At 64.6% G+C, this 25,911-nt stretch carries 21 protein-coding genes, 2 pseudogenes and 1 riboswitch; of the genes and pseudogenes, 18 read left to right on the top strand and 5 right to left on the bottom strand.

The features are described from left to right. Window positions 1-201: 201 nt before the first annotated feature. Window positions 202-1,095 carry an SDR family NAD(P)-dependent oxidoreductase gene (locus SALB1_RS06150; protein WP_109993066.1) on the bottom strand — a complete coding sequence of 298 codons (894 nt, stop codon included), beginning with the start codon at window positions 1,093-1,095 and terminating at the stop codon, window positions 202-204. A gap of 105 nt (window positions 1,096-1,200) precedes the next feature. On the opposite strand from SALB1_RS06150, the gene SALB1_RS06145 reads away from it, so the two are divergent. The 3 genes from SALB1_RS06145 (at window position 1,201) to SALB1_RS06135 (ending at window position 4,585) form a co-directional block, all read left to right on the top strand. Continuing rightward, window positions 1,201-2,226: an alcohol dehydrogenase catalytic domain-containing protein gene (locus SALB1_RS06145; protein WP_109995297.1), complete on the top strand. Its 1,026-nt coding sequence runs from the start codon at window positions 1,201-1,203 to the stop codon at window positions 2,224-2,226. A gap of 148 nt (window positions 2,227-2,374) precedes the next feature. Beyond that, on the top strand, window positions 2,375-3,598 hold the full coding sequence (locus tag SALB1_RS06140; protein WP_109993065.1) for a multidrug effflux MFS transporter: 1,224 nt from the start codon (window positions 2,375-2,377) through the stop codon (window positions 3,596-3,598). A 90-nt stretch (window positions 3,599-3,688) separates the two neighbouring features. Next, window positions 3,689-4,585: a YihY/virulence factor BrkB family protein gene (locus tag SALB1_RS06135; protein WP_109993064.1), complete on the top strand. Its 897-nt coding sequence runs from the start codon at window positions 3,689-3,691 to the stop codon at window positions 4,583-4,585. 4 nt (window positions 4,586-4,589) lie between these two features. On the opposite strand, the gene SALB1_RS06130 is transcribed toward SALB1_RS06135, so the two are convergent. Further along, the gene (locus SALB1_RS06130; protein ID WP_109993063.1) at window positions 4,590-5,726 is read right to left on the bottom strand and encodes an AI-2E family transporter; all 1,137 of its coding nucleotides are present in this window, start codon (window positions 5,724-5,726) and stop codon (window positions 4,590-4,592) included. 120 nt (window positions 5,727-5,846) lie between these two features. Here SALB1_RS06130 and SALB1_RS06125 point away from each other — a divergent pair, with 120 nt between their 5' ends. The 14 genes and pseudogenes from SALB1_RS06125 to SALB1_RS06065 all read left to right on the top strand — a co-directional run bounded on the left by SALB1_RS06125 (window position 5,847) and on the right by SALB1_RS06065 (window position 18,777). Beyond that, window positions 5,847-7,157, top strand: coding sequence for an MATE family efflux transporter (locus SALB1_RS06125; RefSeq protein ID WP_109993062.1), 1,311 nt, complete (start codon window positions 5,847-5,849; stop codon window positions 7,155-7,157). Window positions 7,158-7,233: 76 nt separating this feature from the next. Then, window positions 7,234-7,572 carry a hypothetical protein gene (locus tag SALB1_RS06120; protein ID WP_145961249.1) on the top strand — a complete coding sequence of 113 codons (339 nt, stop codon included), beginning with the start codon at window positions 7,234-7,236 and terminating at the stop codon, window positions 7,570-7,572. A gap of 714 nt (window positions 7,573-8,286) precedes the next feature. Beyond that, on the top strand, window positions 8,287-9,063 hold the full coding sequence (locus SALB1_RS06115; RefSeq protein WP_109993060.1) for a bacteriorhodopsin-like: 777 nt from the start codon (window positions 8,287-8,289) through the stop codon (window positions 9,061-9,063). 69 nt (window positions 9,064-9,132) lie between these two features. Continuing rightward, entirely contained in the window at window positions 9,133-10,014 is an 882-nt protein-coding gene (locus SALB1_RS06110) for a polyprenyl synthetase family protein (RefSeq protein WP_109993059.1), read from the top strand. Beyond that, window positions 10,004-11,542, top strand: coding sequence for a phytoene desaturase family protein (gene crtI, locus SALB1_RS06105; RefSeq protein WP_109993058.1), 1,539 nt, complete (start codon window positions 10,004-10,006; stop codon window positions 11,540-11,542). Before SALB1_RS06110 ends, crtI begins: the two co-directional genes overlap by 11 nt. Continuing rightward, complete coding sequence (locus tag SALB1_RS06100; RefSeq protein ID WP_109993057.1) at window positions 11,539-12,441, top strand: squalene/phytoene synthase family protein; 903 nt, start codon at window positions 11,539-11,541, stop codon at window positions 12,439-12,441. The genes crtI and SALB1_RS06100 overlap by 4 nt, the downstream gene beginning before the upstream one ends. Further along, window positions 12,386-13,513, top strand: coding sequence for a lycopene cyclase family protein (locus tag SALB1_RS06095; protein WP_109993056.1), 1,128 nt, complete (start codon window positions 12,386-12,388; stop codon window positions 13,511-13,513). Before SALB1_RS06100 ends, SALB1_RS06095 begins: the two co-directional genes overlap by 56 nt. Next, window positions 13,510-14,370 carry a Brp/Blh family beta-carotene 15,15'-dioxygenase gene (locus SALB1_RS06090; protein WP_109993055.1) on the top strand — a complete coding sequence of 287 codons (861 nt, stop codon included), beginning with the start codon at window positions 13,510-13,512 and terminating at the stop codon, window positions 14,368-14,370. Before SALB1_RS06095 ends, SALB1_RS06090 begins: the two co-directional genes overlap by 4 nt. A 139-nt stretch (window positions 14,371-14,509) precedes the next feature. Then, window positions 14,510-14,776, top strand: coding sequence for a hypothetical protein (locus SALB1_RS18980; protein WP_179950710.1), 267 nt, complete (start codon window positions 14,510-14,512; stop codon window positions 14,774-14,776). A 76-nt stretch (window positions 14,777-14,852) separates the two neighbouring features. Continuing rightward, window positions 14,853-15,224 carry a hypothetical protein gene (locus SALB1_RS06080; protein ID WP_109993054.1) on the top strand — a complete coding sequence of 124 codons (372 nt, stop codon included), beginning with the start codon at window positions 14,853-14,855 and terminating at the stop codon, window positions 15,222-15,224. Window positions 15,225-15,567: 343 nt separating this feature from the next. Then, entirely contained in the window at window positions 15,568-16,320 is a 753-nt protein-coding gene (locus SALB1_RS18690) for a PAS domain-containing protein (protein ID WP_145961248.1), read from the top strand. After that, window positions 16,218-17,312 (top strand): methyl-accepting chemotaxis protein, encoded by a 1,095-nt coding sequence (locus tag SALB1_RS19695; RefSeq protein ID WP_158590645.1) that lies wholly within the window; start codon window positions 16,218-16,220, stop codon window positions 17,310-17,312. Before SALB1_RS18690 ends, SALB1_RS19695 begins: the two co-directional genes overlap by 103 nt. Beyond that, window positions 17,309-17,623, top strand: a pseudogene (locus tag SALB1_RS19845) (chemotaxis protein CheW); the annotation flags it as partial. The gene SALB1_RS19695 and the pseudogene SALB1_RS19845, both read left to right, overlap by 4 nt. Before the next feature lie 35 nt (window positions 17,624-17,658). Then, window positions 17,659-18,777: a chemotaxis protein CheW gene (locus SALB1_RS06065; RefSeq protein WP_109993052.1), complete on the top strand. Its 1,119-nt coding sequence runs from the start codon at window positions 17,659-17,661 to the stop codon at window positions 18,775-18,777. Between the two features lie 494 nt (window positions 18,778-19,271). Here the strand turns inward: SALB1_RS06065 and metH are convergent. The 3 genes and pseudogenes from metH to SALB1_RS06050 form a co-directional block, all read right to left on the bottom strand. Next, window positions 19,272-22,007 (bottom strand): annotated as a pseudogene (gene metH, locus SALB1_RS06060) (methionine synthase); the annotation flags it as partial. A gap of 36 nt (window positions 22,008-22,043) precedes the next feature. Further along, window positions 22,044-22,439, bottom strand: a complete 396-nt coding sequence (locus SALB1_RS06055) for a GxxExxY protein (RefSeq protein ID WP_109993050.1) — start codon at window positions 22,437-22,439, stop codon at window positions 22,044-22,046. Between the two features lie 48 nt (window positions 22,440-22,487). Continuing rightward, window positions 22,488-23,540 (bottom strand): homocysteine S-methyltransferase family protein, encoded by a 1,053-nt coding sequence (locus tag SALB1_RS06050; RefSeq protein ID WP_109993049.1) that lies wholly within the window; start codon window positions 23,538-23,540, stop codon window positions 22,488-22,490. A 150-nt stretch (window positions 23,541-23,690) separates the two neighbouring features. Next, window positions 23,691-23,920: riboswitch (cobalamin riboswitch) on the top strand. A gap of 113 nt (window positions 23,921-24,033) precedes the next feature. Between SALB1_RS06050 and SALB1_RS06045 the strand changes: the two genes are divergently transcribed. Continuing rightward, window positions 24,034-25,908 (top strand): TonB-dependent receptor domain-containing protein, encoded by a 1,875-nt coding sequence (locus SALB1_RS06045; RefSeq protein WP_109993048.1) that lies wholly within the window; start codon window positions 24,034-24,036, stop codon window positions 25,906-25,908. Window positions 25,909-25,911 lie beyond the last annotated feature (3 nt).

Raw genomic sequence — 25,911 nt, 5'->3', positions numbered from 1 at the left:
CTAAAATCAATCATGGCACCGATACCGCGTTGCGCGTCTTGTCTCGACGGATTTGCGGTCTCCAACGCGGCACGTGTACGAAACGGCAACGGGCCCTAACAACAAGCCTACGGTGTCAGCCGGGCTCAATACATGGCGGAAAACACCTAGCGCCCCGTTGTCGTGGCACACGATCCCGCCGGCAGCGGGGTGTCGATCAGGTCAGCCGGCCATGCGGGCTTCGCTGTCGCGCCACAGCGCCGCGGCAAGATCCATGTCGCGGGCGGCGGCCGTTGTCGGTGCCGGTTTGCGTTTGACGAAATATTCGCCGTTGAATTCGCGGGCTTTTTCGTCGGTCGCCAGCCAGATGCCGGTATCGGCGCCTGCAACCGGCCCGATCAGCACCGGCCCGAGCAGGCGCTGGATCGGCGTCGGCAGTTCGCGCCAAAGCCCGGTGGCGACCGGGCCGGGATGGAAGCAGTTGACCGTGACCCGCGTATCCGCCAATCGGCGCGCCAGTTCGCGCGTGAACAGAATGTTGGCGAGCTTGGCCTGACCATAGGCCAGCACCGCCGCCCAGTGCTTGCGCGGCGCGTCGAAGGTCTCGAAGCGCAGCCGGCCCAGCCGGTGCGCCAGTGATGCGGTAACCACGATCCGCCCGGCAGGCGCGGCCACGACCGCCTCGCGCAGCCGCTGCACTAGCCGAAAATGGCCGAAATGCATGATGCCGATCATGGCTTCCAGCCCGTTCGGCAACGAGCGCGTGCCCTGGGTGTATAGCCCGGCGTTGAGAATCAGAACGTCGATGGTCGGCATGCGCTGGAGCAGTTGTTCGGCGAAGCGGTCGATGTCGGCGAAATCGCCCAGATCCAGCGCCATCGCCTCGATCCGGGCCGCGGGATGTGCCTCGCGGATCGCGCTGGCCGTGGCCTGCGATTTGGCCAGATCGCGCGAGGCGATGATCACGTGATCGCCACGGGCAGCAAGCGTGGCCGCCATCTCGCGGCCGATGCCACTGTTGCCGCCGGTTATCAATACATTGCGCGCCATATCGAAGCCGCCCTGGCTGCGGATGTTGTATTCGAATATACAAACATATGCGGACGCCGCGTACATCACACGATTTGCGCGTCTCCAACGCGGCGCTCGCACGAAACGGCAACAGGCGCTAGGTGTCCTGTGCTGGCATCATGATTGTCCGCAAAAAACGAGGAGATCGACATGCTTGCCTGTGTGATTCATGGCGTCGGCGATCTGCGCCTCGACCAGGTGCCCGAGCGCAAGCTGGGCGCCCGCGAGGTGCGCCTGGCCTTGGCCTACGGCGGTATCTGCGGCTCCGACCTGCATTATTTCGCCGAGGGCCGGGCCGGCAATTCGATCCTGCGCGATCCCATGGTGCTGGGCCACGAACTGTCCGGACGGGTTGTGGAAACCGGCCAGGATGTCACCGATCTCGCCGTCGGCACGCCGGTGGCCGTCAATCCGGCGCTGTCCTGCGGTGTCTGCCGGATGTGCCGGGCCGGCCGCACGAACCTGTGTTTTTCCATGCGTTACATGGGCAGCGCGGCCTATCGCCCGCACACCGAGGGCGGTTTCGCCGAGCGCCCGGTGGTCGACCGCAGCCAGTGCGTCGTGCTGCCCGACGAGGCCGATCTGTCGCGTGCGGCGCTGGCCGAGCCGTACGCCATCGCCGCGCATGCCGTGAACCGGGCCGAGGTGGCCGGGGCGCGGGTGTTGGTTACCGGCGGCGGCACCATCGGTGCACTGACCGCAATCGCCGCCCTGCGCGCCGGCGCCGCGGGCGTGACCGTGGCCGATATCCAGCCGGCTGCGCGCGAACGTGTGGCCGATCTGGCCGATGTGGCGGTGCTGGACGCCGCAGACGAGGGCGCGATCGCGGCCATCGCCGCCGATCCGGCCTTCGACGTGGCGATCGAGGCGGCCGGGGCGGCGCCAGCGCTGAATACGGCCATGGCCTGTGTCGAGCCCGGCTCGCGCATCGTGCAGGTCGGGTTTCTGCCGACCGCCGGGGTGGATCTGAACCGTTTGCTCACGCGCGAGATCGAGCTACACGGCAGCTATCGCTTCGTTGACGAATTCGAGGGCGCCGTGGCCGCGGTGCTGGAAGACGATCGCCTGGCCTGCGCGATCACCGGCACCCATGCATTCGACGATGCCGAAGCCGCTTTTGCCAGTGCCGCCGACAAGACGTGCCATCTCAAGGTCATGATCGCGACCGAGAGCTAGATACCATCTAATGTCTTAGCGGGCCGCGCCGGGCTATGGCGCGCTTGCTACCATAATGTACGGATAGTTGGCGCCCGGCGCTGTTGCTAGCGTGCGGCGTTTGGCGATCGCGCGTCCGGGGCGCCGGGCACGGGCCGGGGAAACACGCATGACCGCGTCGTTCAGCCGCATACCCCAGCCATCGCTGGCGCTTCTGGCCCTGATGATGGCGGTCGGGCCGTTCGGGGATACCGAGTACACCCCGGCGATGCCCGACATCGCCCACGCGTTGTCGACCGATTATGGCCTGGTGCAGTTCACCATGGCGGCGTATCTGTTCGGCGATGCCGTCGGCGAGGTCTGTTACGGGCCGCTGTCGGATCGTTTCGGCCGTCGGCCGGTGGCGCTGGTGGGCGCCGGCATCCTGTCGCTGGGCGCGCTGCTGTGTCTGGTGAGCTTCTCGATCTGGCCGCTGATCGGCGGCCGGCTGATCCAGGGCATCGGCGCCTGCGCCGGCGGCGTGATGGCCAAGGCGATGGTGCGCGATGCCTTCGAAAGAGGCCGGCGCGAGCGCATTTACGCCAAGCTCAACGCGGCGTTCTCGCTGGCGCCGGCGGTCGGCCCGGTGGTCGGGAGCCTGATTGCGCACGCCATGAACTGGCACGTGAACTTCGCCGTGCTGCTGGGGCTGTCGCTGACGCTCTGGGCGCTGGTCTGGTTCTTCCTGCCGGAGACGAATTTCGAGCGCAATCCGCGCGCGCTCGAATGGTCGGGGCTCTGGCAGGCCTATCGCGAGCCGTTGGTCAACCCGGGTTTTCTGTTCCACGCCGGGCTGAGCGGCCTGTGCATCGGCGTGGTCTATAGCGCGCTCATCGGCGCCCCGGATCTGGTGATCAACGTGCTGCACCTGGGCAGTATCGCGGTGGTGATCGTGGCGCTGGTGGTCCTCGTCGGCTTTGCCGGCGGCGCCGGGGCCTGTGCCCTGGCCAGCAGCCGGCTGCGGGATCCCACGGTCATCGGCGCCGGGCTGGCGTTGTTGCTGATCGGCTCGCTGGCCTCGATGGCGGTGGCGTTCATCGTTGGCAAGCAGGGCAATCTGGCGGAATATCTCGGGCCGGTCGCGGTGTGTTTTCCGGGCATCGGCCTGATCATGCCGGTGTCGACGGCCCAGGCCATGGCGCCGTTCAAGGAGATCGCCGGGGCGGCGTCCTCGCTGCTGGGCTTCATGCGCATGCTGCTGGCCGCGCTCGGCACGATGGCGATGGCGCTGCTGCATCAGTCCAGCGTCTATGATATGCCCATCGTGTTTCTCGGGCTTACCGTGGCCGCGATCGTGGTATTCGCGTCGTTCCGTTTCACTGGGTCGGCCCGGCGCGAGCGGGCGCCACGGTAAGCCGGCTCGGGCAGGGCACGACGATATTCTGGCGGGCCGGTGGTCCGCTGCGGCATTATGGCGCTATTGTTCAGTATTGCGGAGGCGTGAATGCCGAGCCAGGGCAAGTCGCCTGACCGCGACACCCCGCGCCGGGAATGGCCGAGCGAGATTCCGGTGGCGGGGTGGATCGAGATCCTGCGCGGTGTGGCGCGCGGCATGGGACGCGATCAGGTGAGCATCGATGCCGCGGCGATCACGTTTCTGGCGTTGTTCGGTATCTTTTCGGCGGTCTCAGCGTTCGTGGCCTTCTATGGCCTGTATGCCAATCCGGCCAGCGTGGTGGCTGACATGCGCGCCCTGTCCGGTTTCGTGCCGGCGGATGTCGTGGTCTCCATGATCGGGCAGATGAAGACGCTGGCGAGCCGGGGCACGTCGACGCTTTGGGTGGCAGGTACGTTCAGCGGCCTGATCGCGCTGTGGTGCGCCGAGCAGGGTGTCGGTGTGCTGCTGCTCGCCCTGCATGCCGCGTATCGCGAGCGGCCCGAGTTCAGCTGGCGGCACGCGCTGCGTTCGCTGGGCCTTGCGGTGGCGGTGATCTGCGGGCTGGTGTTCGTGTCGGTGCTGGCGATCGGACTGCCGGAGATCGCCCGATCGATCTGGTCCTCACTGTGGATCGCCGAATGTCTGCGTGCGGTGGGCATGGCCTTGGGCGGACTGGTGCTGTTTTTCGGCTTGGCGGCCTTGTATCGCTGGGGGCCGGATCGCCGGCCGCCGCGCTGGCGCTGGGTCCGCGTGGGGGCGGGTGTTGTGGTTACATTCTGGACTATCGCTTCAAGCGTGTTCTCGGTGTTCCTGTCCTACTCGGATTCCTATACCACGCTGTATGGCTCGCTGTCCGGCGTGGTGCTGCTGCTCACGCTCACCTACGTCACCGTGCTGACCGTGCTGGTCGGCGGCGAAATCAACGCACAGCTTGAGGCCAAGTACGGGTCCTCGGCGGAATAGGCGCTTAGCCGGACGTATTACCCGGCAGATGCGGCTCTTCGCCGATCACGTCCTGGACATAGCTGAGCTGGATGATCACCGCGATCACCAGCGCGATCGGTGTCGCCAGCGCGATGCCCAGCACGCCGGCAGCCGCCCCGCCCAGCACCTGTACCGACAATAAAAAGGCCGGTGCGATCGAGGCCGCACGGCGCTGGATCAGCGGGGCGAGCAGATAGCCTTCGATGATGTGCAGCGCCAGGTACAGCGCGCCGACGTAAAACATCGGCCAGATGCCGTGCATGCCGGCGATCAGCAGCGCCGGAATCGCCGATACCAGCGCGCCGAGGTACGGAATGAAGGTGAGCAGGCCGGCCAGCAACGCCAGCGACATGGGGAACGGAATACCGATCGCCCACAGCCCGGCAAGGCTGCCGAGCCCGACCAGACTCATCGAGATGGCCCGCCCGGTCAGCCAGCGCCGCACGGCGTCGGTGGCCTCGTGAGCGATCATGTGGGCCCGGGTCTGGCGCGTCGGCGGAAACAGCCGCAACAGCCCGCTGTAGTAGAGCTTGGGTCTGAGCGCCAGATAAATGCCGATGATCAGTACCACGAACAGATCGGTCAGCGAGGTGATGGTCACCGACAGCGCGCTCGATAGCTCACTGGTGAGCTGCTCGCCCAGTGAATTGCCGGAGCCGGAGCCGCTGGCGCTGCTGTGCGATTGACCGAACAGATGCGCCGCGATCTGATAATGCTGCAGCTTGGCCTGGAGTTCATCGATCGACTGCGCGATCTGGTTCTGCAGCCGCGGCGCCTGTGAGGCGACGTTCATGGTGCCGAGCGTGGTGGCCGCCCCGGCCAGCAGCGCCATGATCGTAAGCACCGCGATCACCGCCGAATGGCGGGCCAGTCCGGTGACTTTCGACACCATGCGCGCCAGAGCGTCTAGCGCGACCGCAACCAGAAACGCCGAAAAAATCAGAAGCACGGCGTGGCCGACCGTCCACAGGAACCAGAGCAGGGCGATACTGCCGATGGCGGTCGCCGCCACGATCAGGCAGCGGCGCCAGAAATCGCGCAGATCCCGGGTCTCACGCCGCGAACGGCTCATCGCGGTCGGTTCCGTGGTGTTGTCGGCCATGCCAGCAGCCACTCGCATCGTTGCACTGTCAGGCTATCATCGCGCGGCGGCCACGTCCGGGTCATCCGGGCAACTGCCGAGGCGGCGTTACGAACCGGCTGTGGCACACTGCACGGCTGCTTCGACGCGTTGTTCGTCATGGCTCAACCGAACGCCGATACCGATGTCACGCTGCGCCGCATCCTCGCGCTCGCGCTGCCCGCGCTCGGCGTGCTGGCGGCCGAGCCGCTTTACGTGCTGATCGATACCGCCGTGGTGGGCCATCTCGGCGCGGTGCCGCTGGCCGGTCTCGCGCTCGGCGGCACCCTGCTGAGTGTCTTGACCAGCCAGTTGACGTTTTTGTCCTACGGCACTACGGCGCGGACATCCCGGCTCTATGGTGCCGGGCGGCGCGCCGACGCCGTGGCCGAGGGTGGGCAGGCGACCTGGCTGGCGATTGCGGTGGGAGTACTGGTGTTGGTGCTCGGCGAGATCTTTGCCCGCGACCTGGCCCGGCTGTTGGCCGGCCGGGCGCCGATCGCCAATGCCGCGGCCGAATGGCTGCGCATTGCGCTGCTCGGTGCGCCGGCGATCCTGATCACGCTGGCCGGCAACGGCTGGATGCGCGGCGTGCAGGATACGGTGCGGCCGCTGCGCTACGTGCTTGCGGCCAATATCGCCTCGGGCATCGCCTGCCCGATCCTGGTCTATCCGGTCGGTCTCGGGCTGGCGGGTTCGGCGATCGCCAATGTGCTGGCCCAGACCATCGCCGCGGTGCTTTTCGTGATGGCGTTGCTGCGCGAGCGCGCGATGCGCCGGCCGCGCCTGGCGGTCATGCGCGCCCAGATGGTGCTGGGGCGCGACCTGATTCTGCGCAGCGCCTCGTTCCAGATCTGTTTTCTGTCCGCGGCGGCGGTGGCGGCGCGCCATTCCGCCGCGGCCGCCGGCGCACACCAGATCGTCTACGAACTGTGGTCGTTCCTGTCGTTGATCCTCGACTCGCTGGCGATTGCCGCCCAGGCCCTGATCGGCGCGGCGCTGGGCGGCGACCGCACGGCCGACGCCCAGCGCGTGGCCGGGCGCATCACCGGCTATTCGCTGGCGCTCGGCATTGCGCTGGGCGGCGTGTTTGCGGCGGCTTACCCGGTGCTGCCGCATGTGTTCACCAGCGATACCGCCGTGCTGGCCCAGATTCCCTATGCCTGGTGGCTGTTCGTGGTCCAGCAGCCGGTGGCCGGCATTGTATTTGCGCTCGACGGGGTGCTGCTCGGGGCCGGCGATACCGCCTTCCTGCGGACCACGACGCTGGGCGCGGCACTGCTCGGCTTCCTGCCGTTGATCTGGCTGTCCTACGTCTTCGGCTGGGGGCTGTTCGGTATCTGGACCGGGCTGACCGTGTTCCTGCTCGCCAGGCTGGTGGCGACGGTGTGGCGGACGCATTCCGGCGTCTGGGCGGTCGGCGGGGCTTGAGGCGCGCGCCGTTCGGCCCTGCGGGCGCCCCGCGCTATCATGGCGCCGCCATTCGGCGGCTTGACCTGATCACGCCGTGTCCACGACACGTCAATTGAACCTCATCGACTGGATCTGCGAGGGGGCCGGCCTGGTGGGCATGGCGGCGGCGCTGGTGGCCTGTTCGCTGGCCTACAGCGTCAGTCCGCCGCTGGATTTCTGGGTGACGGTCGGGCTGTCACTGGCCGGTAATCTGCTCTACATCGTGCATGTGTTCGCGCGGCGTGCGACCGGCAACAGCGCGCTCACCTGGCGCGAGCTTGTACTGGCGACCCTCGTACCCATCGTGGCGCTTTTGGTGACGATCGTGATCGCGGGCGAGATCGGCGGCCTGTTCCACCTGCCGTTCGCCGGCGCGGACCGTAGAGGCATTTGATCAGGCTGTCGTCGAACAAGCGTTCGAGTTAGCCACGCCTGCGCGCGTTTCGCTTCCGTGCGTGGTTGCCCCGATGCCGGGGGATAGCCCCGGAAAATCCGACGAGCGGCGTTGTCCCTGATCCACGATCCATCCGATGAACGGTTCGCGCGATGCCGGCCACGCTTCGAGGCCACAATGCGGTGCTCACACGTCAGTGCGATACGGCCCGAAAGCCCGCCTCGCACGGCGGGCTCGATAAAGCCGAGTCGAGACTCGGGCTAGGCTTCCGGCTCGTAGCCCAGATTCAGCCCGAGCCGTTTCTTGACGGTTTGGGGGCATTGTAGAAGCGCCTAGGCATCGGTCGCGACCGCTATCGATCACCGCCGCGTCGTTGGTCTCATACACCGCCACCATCACCCGCTCGTCGTGGCCGGCTTTGACCGATGACCGAGTCGGGCCTAGGCGCAGGGCACACTCGTTTGACGAGCCGTGATTACTCGGCTGCGGAGCATCCGTTGAGCGATTTTTGGAAATCGGAATTATATCGATTTTATTCGTGCGGCCTAACACATGCTGCTTCAACTGCGATCACCGCAACATAACCGGAATTGCTCACAGACTCGCGCAACCGTTTCGACGCAGCTTACGTAATACTACTGAGAGAATTCAGCTGCTACTGCCGCTCGATTCGCTCCTTGCACATGCAAACGCATAATAAAGAAGGAGGATTTCATGACATCCATGTCGGTAGGTCAGTTTCACCTGGTTGGTATTTCGTTTTCGTTCTGTTTCTCGCTTATGGCTGCTGCGACAGCCTTTTTCTGGATTAATCGAGGCCAGGTCACGCCTAATTTCCGTGCAACCATTACCATCACAGGTCTCGTGACGTTAATTGCCGCGTACAACTACTTCCGCATGTTTCAAAGCTGGGAAGGCGCGTATCAAGTTGCTGACGGGACCGTCAAAGCCACCGGCGTGGCATTCAACGGCATGTTCCGCTATGCCGACTGGGTCGCCACGGTGCCGTTGTTACTGGTCGAGCTCATTTTGGTGATGCGGTTGCCACGTGAGGAAACGATCTCGCGGGCTACGCGCCTCAGCGTTCTTGCCGTGCTTATGATTGTGTTGGGCTATCCCGGTGAAGTGGCGTCGGCGACGTCGACACGTTGGATCTTCGGGATTCTGTCCATGCTGCCGTTCCTTTGGATCGTCTACGAGCTCTACTCCGGACTGGGTGATGCGATCTCGAAGCAGCCGGATGATGCACGCGGACTGGTCACGACGGCGCGTAACCTGACCGTGTATGTCTGGTTCTTCTATCCGGTCGTATATTTCGTCGGCGCCGTCGGCCTGGACGGGGCAACGGCAACCACCATCATTCAGATTGGGTACACCATTGCTGATCTGCTCGCTAAGGCTGCGTTCGGCGTACTGATCTACATGATTGCTGTCCGGAAGTCCGAGGCGGAGATGCGGTCTGGCGGAACTCAGCCCGCCGCCGCCGGGTAACCTAGCCAGGCGGGTCTCGGGGCGCAGCCGTGAGACCCGCGTTCCCGTCACAGCTTGCGTGGATCTGACATGTCGGAAATTACCGAGACATCCGAACGCGCGGTGAGTACCGCCAAAGTGGATGCCATAATCGATGCGATGTTGGGTTCGCTGCCGGCGGATGTTGCAGCCGCCGGACGCGCGCACCTCAAGGCCGGCGGTGGTCGGCTGCGAGCCAAGGTTGCCTTGGCAGCGGGAGAAGCGCTTGGCCTGGATCCTGCCCCTAGGTCGTCTATCGCGGCGGCCTGCGAACTGGTGCACAACGCAGCCCTGGTGCATGACGACCTACAGGATCGCGACTCGACCCGGCGAGGGAGCATCGCTGTCTGGCGAGCCCACGGCGAAGACACGGCTCTCATGCTAGGTGATTTCTTCCTATCCGCCGCGCATGCGGCGCTTGCTGCCAGCGGTTCTCCGAACGCTTGCGGTCAGCTGCATGCCGCCGTTGCCGAGACCATTACCGGACAGGCGGCCGACCGTGCTGCCTGCCATCTGCCGGTGTGGAACCTGGAACATTACGAGCAGATAGCGCGGCAGAAGTCCGGCGCTCTCATCTCCTTGGCACTCGCCGCCCCCCTTGCCGCAGCGGGATACTCCGACGCCATTGCGGGTGCTTACGACGCCGGTCGTCGTTTCGCTATCGGATATCAGATGCGTGATGATATCGCAGACGTTGATGACGACGCGGCACGACCCGGTCGCGCAGAACGTCTTAATGCCGTGTTCGTAATTGCACGTGCCCGCCAGCTGAGTCAATCCAAGGCCATTATTGCTTGTCGTTTGAGAGCCGTCGAACACTGCGAAGCAGCGCAAGCGTTGGCAGCCGCGCTCCCTGCCGGCGCTGGCGGTGCACTCGCAGAGGCGGCGCAACATCTCGCGCGCCCGCTAAGGCAAACTGCTGATGCTGCGTGATCGGGCAAAGGATCATTTCGTTTCCGCGTCGGTCGCTACTCGATCTGGCAATCAGGCGATCGTGGTGGGCGGCGGCTTCGGCGGTATCGCCGCCGCCCTTCGCTTGCGTGCCAAGGGCTACGCAGTTCGGCTAATCGACCGTTGTGCCCGCCTAGGTGGGCGCGCTCAGGTCTTCGAACGCGACGGATTTCGTTATGACGCCGGCCCAACCGTCCTGACCGCGCCCCAACTATTCGAGGAATTGTTCGCGCTCTTTGATAAACGACTGGCCGACTACGTCACGCTGGTCGCCCCCGATCCCTGGTATGCCTTCCGCTTCGCCGATGGCGAAACGCTGAAATACGGGCCAACGGAGGGGGCGACCGAGGCCGAGATTGCTCGCCTCAGTCCGACTGACGTCGACGGCTACCGCCGTCTGGGCGACGCAAGCCGCGCGATCTACGATGTTGCCTTCACCGGCTTGGCGCACAAGCCGTTCCACAATCCGTTGTTCATGTTGCGTCAAGTGCCGGCTCTGCTGCGTCTGCGCAGTTACGACAGCGTGTGGGACATGGTCTCACGGCACCTCAAGGATGACCGGCTGCGCCGGGCGTTCTCCATTCAGCCTCTTCTTCTCGGCGGTAACCCCTTCGATACCACGTCGATTTACGCAATGATCAATCATCTTGAGCGCGCCTACGGCGTCTGGTTCGCCATGGGTGGCACGGGTGCTCTGGTCGATGCATTGCACCGGCTGATGCAGGAGGTCGGGATCGCCGTGGAAACCGGCACCACAATCGAGCGTGTCAGTGTGGTTAACGGCCGTGTGACTGGGGTCATCCGCGCTGATGGCTCGGTCTCGGCCGCCGACGTGGTTATCGCCAACACCGATCCCGTGCGTCTTTATCGTGACCTGCTTCCACCCGGTACAGCCGGGCTGACGGCGCGCTTGCGTAACCGCACAGCGCGCCTATCGATGGGACTATACGTGCTGTATTTCGGGGCCCGCCGGCAATGGCCGGACGTCGCGCATCATACGGTATGGTTCGGCAGCCGCCACCGTGAGCTCCTGTCCGATATCTTCCACCGCGGCGTCCTCGCCGAAGATTTTTCACTCTATCTTCATCGTCCGACCGCGACCGACCCGACTTTCGCGCCGCCAGGGTGCGACAGCTTCTATGTCTTGTGCCCGGTACCCAACCAGCGCGCCGGAATCGATTGGTCGGTGGAGGGACCGCGCCTGCGCGATCGTATCGTCGCCGCGCTTGACGCTACGATCCTGCCCGGGCTGCGGGATACGATCTGTGCGGAATTCGCCAAGACGCCGGACGATTTCGAAACAGATTATTTGTCGGAGGCGGGCGCCGGCTTTTCGCTTTCGCCGTTTTTTACGCAATCGGCCTGGTTTCGCTACCACAACCGTGGGGAAGGGGTTCGCGGCCTCTACCTCGTAGGCGCGGGCACCCATCCGGGGGGCGGCGTGCCCGGCGTCATCAGCTCGGCTAAAGTGATTGGTTCGCTGGTGCCCGATCTGGCGCCGACGTCGTGAGCGACGCCGAACGCATCTTTACCCAGCACGCGCGCAGCTTCGCGCCGGCAACCCGACTTTTGCCACGCGCGGACCGCGAGCGCATCGCGCGGCTTTATGCGATCTGCCGGACCCTCGATGATCTTGCCGATCGCGACGGCAGCCGGGCCGCCGCACAGCGTCTCGCTCGAATCGAAGCCGAACTTCGTGGCACTACGGTAGTGACTGATCCGCTGGTCGTTGAAGCAGACAAACTTTTTGCTGGGGACTCTCAAAGCCGGGCTACTCTGGCGGATCTGACAGCCCGAGTGCTGCAGGACACCACCGGGGTGCAAATCAAGGACGATACTGAACTGCTCGATTACGCTTGGCACGTTGCTGGAACGGTGGGGCTGCTGTTCTGTGATCTCTACGGCATCCGGGCCGCCGAGGCCCGCGCACGTGCTGCCTCACTCGGCATTGCCATGCAGCTCACCAATATCGTCCGCGACGTGGGAGAGGACGCGCGCGCCGGTCGACGCTACCTGCCCGCCACTTGGTTGCCGGCATCCCCCGCGGAATTAGTCGATGCATCGCCGGCCGGCAGGGCCGAAGTCAGGGCAGCGATCCACAGGACGCTTGCACTGGCGGAGCGGCATTATTCCCACGGACTGTCGGGCCTGCCCGTACTACCGCTGCGAGTCAGGGTCACCGTCATGGTGGCGGCCGCTCTTTACCGAGCGATCGGCCGGCAGCTAGGCGGGCGTGGCGATCTCGCCCTCGATCGCCGTGTGCATGTTCCGCTTGGCACCAAGGTCGTGGTCGCATGCCGCGCTCTCATCTCACTCTTCCGCCCGGCCGGGGCTGTAACCGCGGAGTACCCTCATGCCGGATCCCGACCTGGACATATTAATTCTCGGCGGCGGCTGCGCCGGCCTTAGCCTCGCTTGTCGACTCTCGGGCGGTCGTTCGAGAGTGGGTATTGTGGAGACACGATCCCGCTATATCGAAGATCGCACATGGTGTCATTGGCACACCGCTTCCCATCCGTTTGATGGGTGCATCCGCAAACGCTGGGACCGGTGGCTTGTGAGCCGCCATGGCGCGATCACAATCCGCGGCGCGACCGATATGCCTTACGTCGCCATTTCCTCGTCGGCATTCTACGAAACCGCGCTGAGGTGCTGCGAGGACGGCAAGAACGTGCATCTGTGGCTTGGCACCACCGCGACGGATACCACCGGACATGCCGGCGCCTGGGCCGTGGAAACTTCGCGCGGTCGCCTGACCACTCGAACCCTCATAGACGCGCGCCCGCCCCGGATACCGCCGAACTACGGCCAATTCTTCCGTGGGGTAGAGATCCACACCGACCGCGCTCGCTTCGATCCGACGACCGTCGGGCTCATGCATTTTCGCCCGCCGCATGCCGGCGGCATAGATTTCGTTTACGTGCTTCCCTTCGCCTCGGACCGTGCCCTGGTCGAAGTGACCCGGTTCGGTTCGGCAAGGCCGTCAAGTGAATGGCTGAAAACGTGGCTCGCCGAAGAGTGCGACAGACTATCGGACGGAGCGACGACAGCGGTGCTGCGAGAAGAGGCAGGCGCATTGCCGATGCAGGCAGGGTACGGCGTCGCCAAGGGGCCGAGCCAAGGCTATGCCCGTATCGGCTTGGGGGGCGGTGCGGCGCGGCCTAGCACCGGCTATGCCTTCCAACGCATTCAGCGGATGTCCGACAGGCTCGCTGCGCAGATCCAAAGTTCCAGCGACACGCCATGGCTCGATCCGCGGCTGGACGGCGCCATCACCCGCGTCCTCGATCGTCTTTTCCTGCGAGTCATCCAATCAGCCCCGGAACGAGGCCCCGAGTTTTTCCATGCTCTTTTCGCCAACGCGCCGCCCGAACGGCTGGAGCGGTTTCTCGCGGGCTCCGTTGCGGCCGCCGACCGGCTTTCGGTGATTGCATCGCTGCCGCCGGCCTTCTTTCTGCGCTCGGCGCTACGCTCGTCATGAACGGGTCGCGACACACGATTGTTTTCCTGGCAATGGTGGTCGGGGTGATCTCATTGCTGGAACTCGCGTCTTTGCCGACAGCAACGCAACTATTGCTGCTGGCGCCGATCATTGCGGTTCTCGGATTGCCGCACGGTGCGCTCGATTTCGAGATCGCGCGGGCACTCTTTCCGCTCTCCAACATGAAAGCCGCCGCGCGGTTCGTGGCTATTTATCTGGGGGCCGCTGCCATGATGCTGAGCCTCTGGCTGATCGCGCCGGGCTTCGCCCTCGCAGCGTTCCTCGCGTATTCGGCGCTCCATTTCTCGGATGACTGGACCACCTCGGAGAAAGGCCGGGGCGCTATCGCTGGCGGGTTGCTCGCGGTCGCGCTTCCGGTCGCTACGCATCCGGAACAGGTTGCGGCCCTGTTTGCTTTTCTAGTGCCGGCGCCCGTGGCCGACATGGTGGCCAGAGGTGTGGCCGTCGTGGGCTGGATCGCCATACCGCTCGCCCTCCTGGCCGGGTATCGGCAAAGCACTACTGTCCGGACAGAATGGATCGCACTGGCCGCCTCTGCAATCCTGCTCCCACCACTGGTCCATTTCGCCGTTTATTTTTGTGGCTTACATTCCCCACGTCATTTTCGCAGCGTCGTACACACTCTCGGCTTGTCGACAGCCGCCGGCGTGCGGGCCGCGCTTTTGCCGACTACCGCAATCTTGCTCGCTTGCCTGATAGCCACGGGGTTCTTCCTCGCGCAACACGTCGACCTCGACACCACCCTGATGCGCTTGGTCTTCGTGACGCTCGCTTGCTTAACCGTTCCGCATATGCTGCTGGTCGACCGTCTGATACGACTGCGCTCGGCCGAATGACCAGTTGATCGGCCCCGTCGTTTTGGGATGGCATTCGCACCAAAGACGTCGTGTGAAGCGCCTATCGAGTTTCGGCTCATCCGGGCGGTACGATCAAAATGACGTGATCACTGTTGCGCCCAGGCCGACGAAATCGTTCATGTGCATCACCGGCTATTCGCTGGGGCTGGGCATTGTGTTGGGTGGCGTGTTTGCGGCGGCTTACCCGGTGCGGCCGGATGTGTTCACCAGCGATACGGCTTTTCTGCGGACCACGACGCTGGGCGCGGCACTGCTCGGCTTCCTGCCGCTGATCTGGCTGTCCTATGTCTTCGGCTGGGGGCTGTTGACCGTATTCCTGCTCGCCAGGCTGGTGGCGACGGTGTGGCGGACGCATTCCGGCGCGTGGGCGGTTGGCGGGGCCTGACGCGCGCGCCGTTCGGCCCTGCGGGCGCCCCGCGCTATCATGGCGCCGCCATTCGGCGGCTTGACCTGATCACGCCATGTCCACGACACGTCAATTGAACCTCATCGACTGGATCTGCGAGGGGGCCGGCCTGGTGGGCATGGCGGCGGCGCTGGTGGCCTGTTCGCTGGCCTACAGCGTCAGTCCGCCGCTGGATTTCTGGGTGACGGTCGGGCTGTCACTGGCCGGTAATCTGCTCTACATCGTGCATGTGTTCGCGCGGCGTGCGACCGGCAACAGCGCGCTCACCTGGCGCGAGCTGGTGCTGGCGACCCTGGTACCCATCGTGGCGCTGCTGGTGACGATCGTGATCGCGGGCGAGATCGGCGGCCTGTTCCACCTGCCGTTCGCCGGCTCCGCGAATACGCCGGCAAAACACGTCATCACGCTGTCGCCGAACCACGACTAGCACGTTGCGCGGCGATCCGCGGGCGGAAGCGGCGGGCGCGTCGGATGACCGGGCCGCGCTGACCGCCGATGGGCGCCGGTCGCGCCGGAACCCGCCGGCTTGTGAGTTCGCCGCCTCGTTTCCCGATTCTCCCGGAATTCGCTAGGTCCCTGATTTTTCCGGACTCGCCATTCGCGAGCATGTGCCCGGGCGATGCGTTGGGCGTGCCCCGGCGCGCGGTGCCGAGTGGGCAATGCTCAATCATATTGCCTTCAACTATTAAGCAAAAAAACTCTTGCCGTTATGACCGGTAGTAACAACTTGTGGGTGAAATCAGAAAAGCACCCGCTTCAGGAGCCAGATCATGTCGGATAGCCCCGCCAGCCCGGAAGAAGTTGAAAATAATAACCGTGCCGATGTGATCGATGCCCTGGATCGATCGCTGGCCATCATCGAATTCGCCCCCGATGGTCGGATTCTGGACGCCAATACGAATTTCCTGAATTTGATGGGCTATGAGCGCGAGGCGGTGGTGGGCGAGCATCACCGCCCGTTCTGCACCCCCGAGGATGCCGCCGATCATCGGTATGCCGAGTTCTGGCGCAAGCTCGGCCAGAAAGGTCAGTACGACAGCAACGAATACAGGCGTCTGGCCCGGGACGGGCGATCGGTATGGCTGCGCGCCACCTACAATCCGATCCTCGGCGACGACGGGCGTGTGCAGAAAGTGATCAAGTTCGCGACCGACATCACGGCGGATAAGCTGCGCAACGCCGAATTCGAGAGCAAGCTCAAGGCTATCGATCATTCGCAGGCGATTGCCGAGTTCGATCTCGAGGGCGTGGTGTTGACTGCCAACGAGCATTTTCTCGCCGCGATGGGCTATTCGCTTGATGAAGTCGTCGGTCGCCATCACCGCATGTTCTGTGAACCGGATTACGCGCGCAGTGACGCCTATGCCGAGTTCTGGGCCCGCCTGAAGGCCGGCGAGTTCATGGTCGACGAGTTCCGGCGGTGGGCCGGGATGGGAACGAAGTCTGGTTTCAGGCCAGCTACAATCCGGTTCTCGATGCCGACGGGCAGCCCTACAAGGTGGTCAAGTTCGCCACCGATGTAACTGAATCCCGGACCCGCAACATCGAATTTCGGGGCAAGGTCAATGCCATCGAGCGCTCGCAGTCGGTGGTCGAGTTCGACCTGTCCGGCAGCATTCTGGCCGCCAACGACAATTTTCTGGCGTTGATGGGCTATCGCCGCGACGAGTTGATCGGTCAGCATCATCGGCTGCTGTGCGAGCCCGCGTTTGTCACCAGCGCCGCCTACCGCGATTTCTGGAACGCGCTCGGCCGCGGCGAATTCTTTACCGACCGCTTCCTGCGGATCGGCCGCCACGGCCAGAAAGTCTGGCTCCGGGCCTCCTACAACCCGGTGCTGGATGCCGACGGCAAGCCCTACAAGGTGGTGAAGTTCGCCACCGACATCACCACGGTAGTCGAACGTGAAGCGCATATCGGCGAGCAGTCGGACGCCATGGCGGCCGCCATCAGTCAACTGGATGGCAGCATCCGTTCGGTGGTCGAGAATACCCGCGATGCGCGGGGCCAGGCGCAAGCCACCCGCGGCCAGGCGGAAAGCGGCACCCAGGCGATTGGCGACTCCACCGAGGCGATGCAGGCGATTCGCAAGTCCTCGGAGGACATCGCCGAAATTGTCGGTGTAATCGGCGAGATCGCCTCGCAGACCAATCTGCTGGCTTTTAACGCGGCAATCGAGGCCGCGCGGGCCGGCGAGCACGGGCTGGGGTTTTCGGTGGTGGCCGACGAAGTGCGCAAACTGGCAGAGAAATCGGCCGAGGCAACGCGCCAGATCAATCGCCTGATCACCGAGTCGCAGCGCCGCATCGACAGCGGGGCGCAGGTCGCCGACAAGGCACGCGATGCCTTCGGCCGGATCAGCGAAGGCGTGGTCTCGACCACCCAGGCGGTCGAGGATATCGCCGGTGCCACGGAGTCGCAGCTGGAGACCGCGCGGCACGTGGTCGAGCTCATCAGCGCGCTGACCGATAGCGCCAGCGGCGGGCGCGAGTCGCAGCCGGAAGCCGCGTCATGAGTGCGCTGAGTCTGGCCACCCTCGTTCTGGCCGGGACCGAGGTCGCGTTGGACAGCGATGCGTTGCAGGAGGTCGTCCCGTTGCCGGAACGGTTGGCGCCGGCGCCACAGGCGCCGGCCTGGTCGCTCGGCAGTTTCGTGCTGCGCGGCGCGCCGGTGCCGGTCATCGATTTCGCGCAACTGCTGGGCCTCGGCGGCGATCAGGCGCCGGCCCGGCGCCTGGTGGCCATCGTCGCCCGCGAGGGCCAGGTGTTCGGCTTCGCGGTCGACGGGGTGGGGCAAGTGCTGCGGGTCGCCGCCGCCGACTGCCACCGTGTGACCCAGTCGCACCGGGGCTGGTGCCCCGCATGTTCGCGCGCGACGGCGGCGAGGCGGTGTATGTACTGGATCTGGGCGCGGTATTCGCGCTCGAGAATCTGCTACAGGTGCAGCAGGGGACCGCGGCTGGCAGCGGCGAGCCCGCGACGGCCCGGGCGATGGCCGGCGAGGTGCGGGCGCTCGCTCTGCGCTGCGGCGAGCTGCGCGTGGCGCTGCCGCTGTCGGTGGTACACGAAATCACCCGTCGCGGGACGGTGATCGACCCGGCCATCGGCGCCCACGCCTACGTCGGCCACGTCGACTGGCGGGGCCGGCGGCTGGCCCTGCTCGATCCCGCCGCCCTGGTCGGCCGCCCGCGGCCGACCCGCGATCACGCCTTGATAGTTGTGGTCGAGCTGGACTGTGGCTGGCTGGCCCTGGCGGTCGACGAGGCGCTGGGCATTGTCGCCTGCGACGAAACCCGGCGGCGGACCGCCACGGACTCGGATCGCCTCCACAATCATGTCGCCGCACTCCTCGAGGACGAAGCGCTGGGCCCATTGTTGTTGCTCAATCATGCGCAGCTCGCGGCCAACGACGCGGTCGCAGCGTATGCGGCGCTCGCCCAGGGCATGACCGTTCGCGCCAAGGCCGTGAACGGCGCCGATGCCGTAAGCGCCGGCGAAGCCTGGACCCGTTTTGCCTATATGCATTTCACCGCGGCGGGCAAGCTCTCGGCCGCGGTGGAAGATATCGACGCGGTGACCGCCTATCCGGCGGACACCATGCCCTGTCCGGCGAGCGGGCCGTTTCAGGCGCGCTTTGTGCATGGCGGAAGCACGGTCATGCTGGCCGATTTGCGGGCCCTGTTGTGGCGCGGAACCCCGGCGGCGGCCGAGGCCGGCCGGGTGCTGATTGTCACCGTCGATGACGGCGCGGTCGGTTTTGTCGTGGACAGCGTCGAGGCCATCGCCTATATCGAGGCGCCGGTGGCGTCGTATTACGAGCACCGCGCCGGGCCGCGCTCCGACGGTGACGGTCTGGTGGGCTGCAAACGCCTGGTCCGGCTTGGCGTGGGCGCGCAGCAGCAGTTCCTGTCGGTGGTGCGGCTGCGCGATCTGGCCGCCATGCTGCTCGCCGAGCCGTCCCGCGTGCAGGCCGAGGTCTGACGGAGCCGGCTCGTCAAGCCGCGCACGGAACGACGGCCCGCCATCCGCGCGGCAGGCCGGTAGCCCTAAGAATTCATTTGAAAACCTGAAGACGGACACGCCGTGGCAACAGGCGCCAGGCTTTCGGGCTTTGTTTTCGCGAAGAAAAACAGTCCGCAGATCAACGCCGATGCGCACCGATGCGGTTATCGTTTCGCGGCATAGCGGATTTGAGGCGCTCACCGACGACGGAGTCGGCCCGAACATCGCATACGAAGGCTTTACGTGAATCCGCGAGCCCGCCGCGAATGGCCGGCCTATTGACTTCGCTTTCGAGAACTATCCGCAGATTACACGGATTTCGCAGATTATTAGGGCGCAGTGCGTGGCATCAATGCCTGCCGTTGTTGCTGCCGCATTCGGATACGCACCGGCGCCCGCTCTCTTTATTCCAATCTGTGCAATCTGCGTAATCTGTGGATAAAGGCCTTAAACAAGGGTTTTGAAACTCACTCTTAGGCTTCGGGCTCGTACCCCAGGTTCGGGCCCAGCCATTTTTCCGCGGTTTCCAGGTCCCAGCCCTTGCGTTCGGCATAGTCGCGGACCTGGTCCTTGGCCAGGCGGCCGACCACGAAATAGCGCGATTCCGGATGCGCGAAATACCAGCCGGATACCGCCGCGCCCGGCCACATGGCGCGGGATTCGGTGAGCTCGATGCCGGTATGGTTCTCCACGTCCAGTAAATCCCAGAGTGTGTCCTTGCCGGTGTGTTCGGGGCAGGCGGGATAACCGGGCGCGGGGCGGATGCCGGGGTATTTCTCGCCGATGAGATCGGCGTTGTTCAGATTCTCATCCGGCTGGTAGCCCCAGATCTCGGTGCGCACGTGGCGATGCATCCACTCGGCGAAGGCCTCGGCCAGCCGGTCGGCCAGGGCCTCGACCAGGATGGCGTTGTAATCGTCGTGTTCGGCCTTGAACTGCTCGACCTTTGCCGATGAGCCGAGCCCGGTGGTGACGGCGAAGCCGCCGATCCAGTCGTCGACGCCGGCGTCATGCGGGGCGACGAAGTCGGCCAGACTGCGGTTGGGCACGCCCTGGCGGTGCTCGGCCTGCTGGCGCAGTTGATGCACCACCGTGACCACCTCGGCGCGGTCGTCGGACAATACCTCGATGTCGTCGAAGTTGGCCGCGGTGCGCGCCGGGAAGATGCCGGCCACGCCGCGCGCGGTCAGCCATTGCTCGTTGACGATTCGCTTGAGCATGGCCTGGGCGTCGTCGAATAGCTTGCGCGCTTCCTTGCCCTTGTTCGGATCGTTGAGGATGTCCGGATAGCGGCCCTTCATCTCCCAGGACAAAAAGAACGGCGTCCAGTCGATGTATTCGATCAGTTCCTCGATCGGGAAATCGTCGAATTCATACAGGCCCGATACGTCATCGTGGGCGCCGTCGTCCGAGCCGTTCGCATGCGGTAGCGGCTGGCGCTGGGCGTATTTCGTCGCGCCCGGCAGTTTCGGGGCGGGCGGCGTGTAGGCCGACCAGTCGAGTTGGACCCGGTTGGCGCGTGCGGCCTCAAGTGACAGGAACTTGGTCTGGCGCTTGGCGGCATGCCGCTCGCGCATCTTGTCGTAGTCTTCCTTCAACTCGGCGACCAGTTTTTCGCGCGATGCATTGCCGACCATGCGCGAGGCCACCGGTACCGAGCGGGAGGCGTCCTTGACCCACATCACCGCCCCGTCGTAGGCGGGGTCGATCTTGACTGCGGTGTGGGCGCGCGAGGTGGTCGCGCCGCCGATCAGCAGCGGCGTGTTCATACCGCGGCGTTGCATTTCGGAGGCGACATTGACCATTTCGTCCAGCGACGGGGTGATCAGGCCGGACAGGCCGATGACGTCGGCGTTGTGTTTTTCGGCGGCGTTGAGGATGTCGGCCATCGGCACCATCACGCCGAGATCGATCACCTCGAAGTTGTTGCACTGGAGCACCACGCCGACGATGTTCTTGCCGATGTCGTGCACGTCGCCCTTGACGGTCGCCATGATGATGGTGCCGTTGTTTTTCGAGGCATCGCCGGACTTGGCTTTTTCCTCCTCGATGTAGGGGATCAGATGCGCCACCGCTTTTTTCATCACGCGGGCGGATTTGACCACCTGCGGCAGGAACATCTTGCCGGCGCCGAACAGATCGCCAACCACGTTCATGCCGTCCATGAGCGGGCCCTCGATCACCTCCAGCGGCTTGTCGGCTTTTTGCCGGGCCTCCTCGGTGTCCTCGACGGCATAGGTGTCGATGCCCTTGACCAGCGCGTGTTCCAGGCGTTTGCTCACCTCCCATTCGCGCCAGGCAAGATCCTCTGTGGAGGCCGCTTTCTTGCCGCCGCCCTTGTACTGCTCGGCCAGTTCCAGCAGGCGCTCGGTGGCGTCGTCGCGGCGGTTGAGCACCACGTCTTCGCAGGCCTCGCGCAGCTCCTCCGGGATATTGTCGTAGATCTCGAGCTGGCCGGCGTTGACGATCGCCATGTCCAGGCCTGCCGGAATGGCGTGGTAGAGAAACACCGAGTGCATGGCCTGGCGCACCCGCTCGTTGCCGCGAAACGAGAACGATACGTTCGACAGCCCGCCCGAGACATGACAGCCGGGGCAGGACTCGCGTACGCGTTTGGTCGCGTTGATGAAATCGACGGCGTAGTTGTTGTGTTCCTCGATGCCGGTGGCGATGGCGAAGATGTTGAGATCGAAGATGATGTCCTCGGGCGGGAAATCGAGTTCCTCGATCAGCATCTTGTACGCACGCTGGGCGATCTCGACCTTGCGATCCTCGGTGTCGGCCTGGCCGTCCTCGTCGAAGGCCATGACCACCACCGCGGCGCCGTAGTCCAGACACGCCTGGGCCTGTTCGAGGAATTTTTTCTCGCCTTCCTTGAGGGAGATGGAATTGACCATCCCCTTGCCCTGGATGCACTGCAGCCCGGCCTCGATGACCTCCCATTTCGAGGAGTCGATCATGATCGGCACGCGGGCGATGTCCGGCTCGCCGGCGATCAGGTTGAGGAACTTGCGCATGGCCGCGGCCGAGTCGAGCATGCCCTCGTCCATGTTGACGTCGATTACCTGGGCGCCGTTTTCGACCTGGTCGCGGGCGACCTCCAGCGCGGTGTCGTAGTCCTCTTCCTTGATCAGGCGCATGAACCGCTTGCTGCCGGTCACATTCGTGCGCTCGCCGATGTTGATGAAGTTGGTTGCTGAGGTCATAGAAGCGTTTTATCCGCAGATTGCGCAGATTTCACAGATTTAAAATGAATGGAGGGGTGAACCGTTCGACCGGATCAAGCGACGGTGCTGCAAGCTGTCCCGGCCGAAATTGAGCAGTAGCCCTTTTTCGATTCCCGAAGCCTTTAGATAGTTGACTACCTGCGACTGTTCGTTGCCCGACAGCTGGCTCAGGGCCTTCAGTTCTACGATCACATCTCCAAAACACACAAAGTCGGCGCGGTAGGCGCAGGAAAGCCTGTGCCCCTTGTAAGCGACCGTCAGCTCGGGCTCGCGCACGAACGGTATATCGCGCTCACCGAACTCGATCGCCAAAGCCTCGTGATAAACCGACTCCAAAAAGCCATTGCCGAGGGTTCGATGGACTTCCATCGCAGCTCCAATGATTGCGTAGGTCTCGGGATCTCGGCGGTCCATACAAAAATCTGCACAATCTGTGAAATCTGCGGATAGATATTCCAAACCCTAAGCAGAGGCGGTGAACGGCTCCAGGCCGGACAGGCGCATGGCCTGCTTGATCTCGGGCCGGCGGCGCGGGGCTTTGCCCGCCACGGCGTTCGCGATGGCGCCGATATGCTCCGGGGTGGAACCGCAGCAGCCGCCGGCCATGTTGAGCAGACCCGAGTCGGCCCATTCGCCGATGTGCTCGGCCATTTCGTCCGGCTGCAGGTCGTATTCGCCGAATTCGTTGGGCAGGCCGGCGTTGGGATAGGCGTGGGTGTAGCAGGGCGCGATGCGCGACAGCTCGGCGACGTACTGGCGCAGCGCGTCTGGGCCCAGCGCGCAGTTCAGCCCCATGGTGAGCGGCCGACCGTGGGCCACCGAGTTGTAGAAGGCCTCGGTGGTCTGGCCGGACAGGGTGCGGCCGGAGGCATCGGTGATGGTGCCGGAAATCATCAGCGGCACGTCGATACCGCGCTCGCGCATGAGCCTGCGCACGGCATAAATCGCCGCCTTGGCGTTGAGGGTGTCGAAGATGGTCTCCATCAGAATGATGTCGACGCCGCCTTCGAGCAAGGCCTCGGCGGCCTGGCCATAGGCGGTCGCCAGTTCGACGAAATCGGTGTTGCGCTTGCCGGGGTCGTTGACGTCCGGCGAGATCGAGGCCGTGCGGTTGGTCGGCCCGATCACCCCGGCCACGTACATCGGCTGCGTGTCGCTTTCGAATTCCTCGACCACCTCGCGGGCGAGTTTGGCGGCCTCGACGTTGAGCTCCACCGCCAGATCTTCCATGTGGTAGTCGGCCTGGGCGATCGTGGTCGACGAGAAGGTGTTCGTCGTAATGATATGGGCCCCGGCCTCGGCATACTGCCGGTGGATGCCCTTGATCAGATCCGGATAGGTCAGCGTCAGCAGGTCGTTGTTGCCCTGCAGATCGGAGGGCCAGTCGGCGAAGCGCTCGCCGCGGTATTCCGCCTCCGAGGGGCCATAGTTCTGGATCATGGTGCCCATGGCGCCGTCGATCACAAGAATCCGGTCGGCCAGAACGCGCTCGATGGCGTGTCGCGTGTCGCTCATATCACCCTGCAGCTCGCGAATAAGGATGGGAGTATATCCGCTTATCCGGATAAGCGAAAAATCCGCAAGCCCTGGCCGCAGGCCGCCCGCGGCCCGATTGGGCCCGTTGCCGGCGCCAAGCCCGGCTTGACGGCGTCTCGGGGGCTGCCTAGCATCGTCGCCGTGACAGGTGTCGCATCCACGGATGCGGTGAAACGGGAAGTCGGTGCGCGCGCAAGCGCCAAGCCGACACTGCCCCCGCAACGGTAGGCAGCGCCGTGTGGTAATTCACGGCGTCGCGCATTCCAGCCACTGAGGCGAACATCTTGCCTCGGGAAGGCCGCGCGCAGACATGGGTCTGACTGCAAGTCCGGAGACCGGCCTGGCACAGGGGGACCGTCGCCACACGCGATCGGTGCCGGCGCCTGTTCGCGCGCGGTCCGTTCGTCTTGCCCGGCGATGGTCAGCGACTTCGGCACGCGGACGGGCGTGCCCGCCGATCGAGACGACGACAATGCAGTTTCGCACCGGGCCCGCATTTGCGGCCCTGCTCGGGGTATCGTCTGCCTGGGGGGCGTCGCCGCCGCGGGCCGCGACCACCGATTTGAACCCGGTGGTGGTGACCGCCACGCGCACGCCGCAATCCCGGAACAGTACGCTGGCCGCTACCACGGTCATCACCCGGGCCGATATCGAGCGCAGCCAGGCCCAGAGTCTGGCCGAACTGCTCGGCGATACGCCGAGTCTGTCGATCGCCAACAACGGTGGCCCGGGCAAGGCGACATCGATTCACCTGCGCGGTACCGATGCCAGCCAGGTGGTGGTGCTGGTCGACGGCGTGCGCTGGGGCTCGGCCACCAGCGGTCAGGCGGCGATCCAGGATTTTCCGGTCTCCCAGATCCAGCGCATCGAGATCGTGCGCGGGCCGCGTTCCTCGCTGTACGGCGCCGATGCCGTCGGCGGCGTGATCCAGATCTTCACCCGCGACGGCAAGGGGGCCAAGGGCCGCGGGCCCACGCCTTACTTCTCGGTGACCGGTGGCAGCTACGACACCTGGAAAGGCCAGGGCGGCGTTTCGGGGGCGACGAAACGCCTACACTACAACTTCAGCGTGTCCGGCGAGTACACGGGCGGCTTCAATGCCTGTACCGGCCGGCCGTTCAGTTCGCCCAAGGGTGGCGCCGGCTGTTACGCCAACCAGCCCGACCGCGACGGCTACCACCGCGCGGACGGTTCGGCGAACGTCGGCTATACCTTCGATAACGGCTGGTCGGTGAACGGCCATTATCTTCGGTCCGATGGCCATGTCGAATACGACGGCCCTACGACTAACCAGTCGCACTCGGTGCAGGAAGTCTATGGCCTGAGCGTGGATGCGCCACTGGCCGATTTCTGGGATTCCAAGTTGCGCCTGTCGCGCAGTCGCGATCGGTCGAAAAACTATTTCGATGGCGATTATGTCAGCCGTTTCGACACGCGCCGCGATAGCGTCAGTTGGCAGAACGATTTCGTGCTCGCCAGACAGCAGAGCGCCACCCTCGGGGTGGATTATCGCCAGGACGCGGTCACCAGCTCGGCCGACTACAAGCAGAACAAGCGCGGCAACACCGGCGTGTTCGGCGAGTACCAGGGCCGCTTCGGCGCCCACGAGATCGATCTGGCCGCCCGCGACGACGACAACCAGGCCTATGGCAATCATGCCACCGGCTCGATCACCTACGGCTATCACGTCAACCCGACCTATACGCTGACCGCCGCCTACGGCAACGCCTTCAACGCACCGACCTTCAACGATCTCTACTATCCGTTTGACTCGAATCCCAATCTCAAACCGGAGAAGTCGCGCACGGGCGAAATCGGTCTCAAGGCCACGCCGGGTTGGGGGCATTGGGCGGTCCATGCCTACCAGACCGATATCAACGACGAGATCACGCTGGACGCCAACTACACACCACGCAACGTGAGTTCGGCGCGCATCCGCGGCGTGGAAGGCGAGGTGACGGCCTATCTCGGCCACTGGCGTATCGGCGCGAATGCCGACTGGCTGAACGCCGAGAATCGCGGGCGCGGGGCGAACCACGGCAACGATCTGGCGCGCCGCCCGAACTACTCGGCCTCGCTGCACGTCGACCGCGATCTGTCCGCGCGGTTCTCGATCGGCGCCCGTGCCAAGCTGGTCGGGTCGCGCTACAACGATCCGGCCAATACCGACAAGCTCGGTGGTTACGCGCTGTTCGGTCTGACAGGCGAAATGCGGGTGACCAAGGCGTGGAAAGTTCAGGCCAAGCTATCCAACATGTTCGATCGTCATTACCAGACCGTCGACTTCTACAACCAACCCGGGCGGGCGGTTTATGTCACCGTCAGCTATAGCCCGGGCCATATCTGAGCC

It is taken from the genome of Salinisphaera sp. LB1 (genome assembly GCF_003177035.1).
Taxonomy (GTDB): domain Bacteria; phylum Pseudomonadota; class Gammaproteobacteria; order Nevskiales; family Salinisphaeraceae; genus Salinisphaera.
Note: the sequence above shows the minus strand (reverse complement) of the source record. Positions and strands in the feature narration are given on the sequence as shown.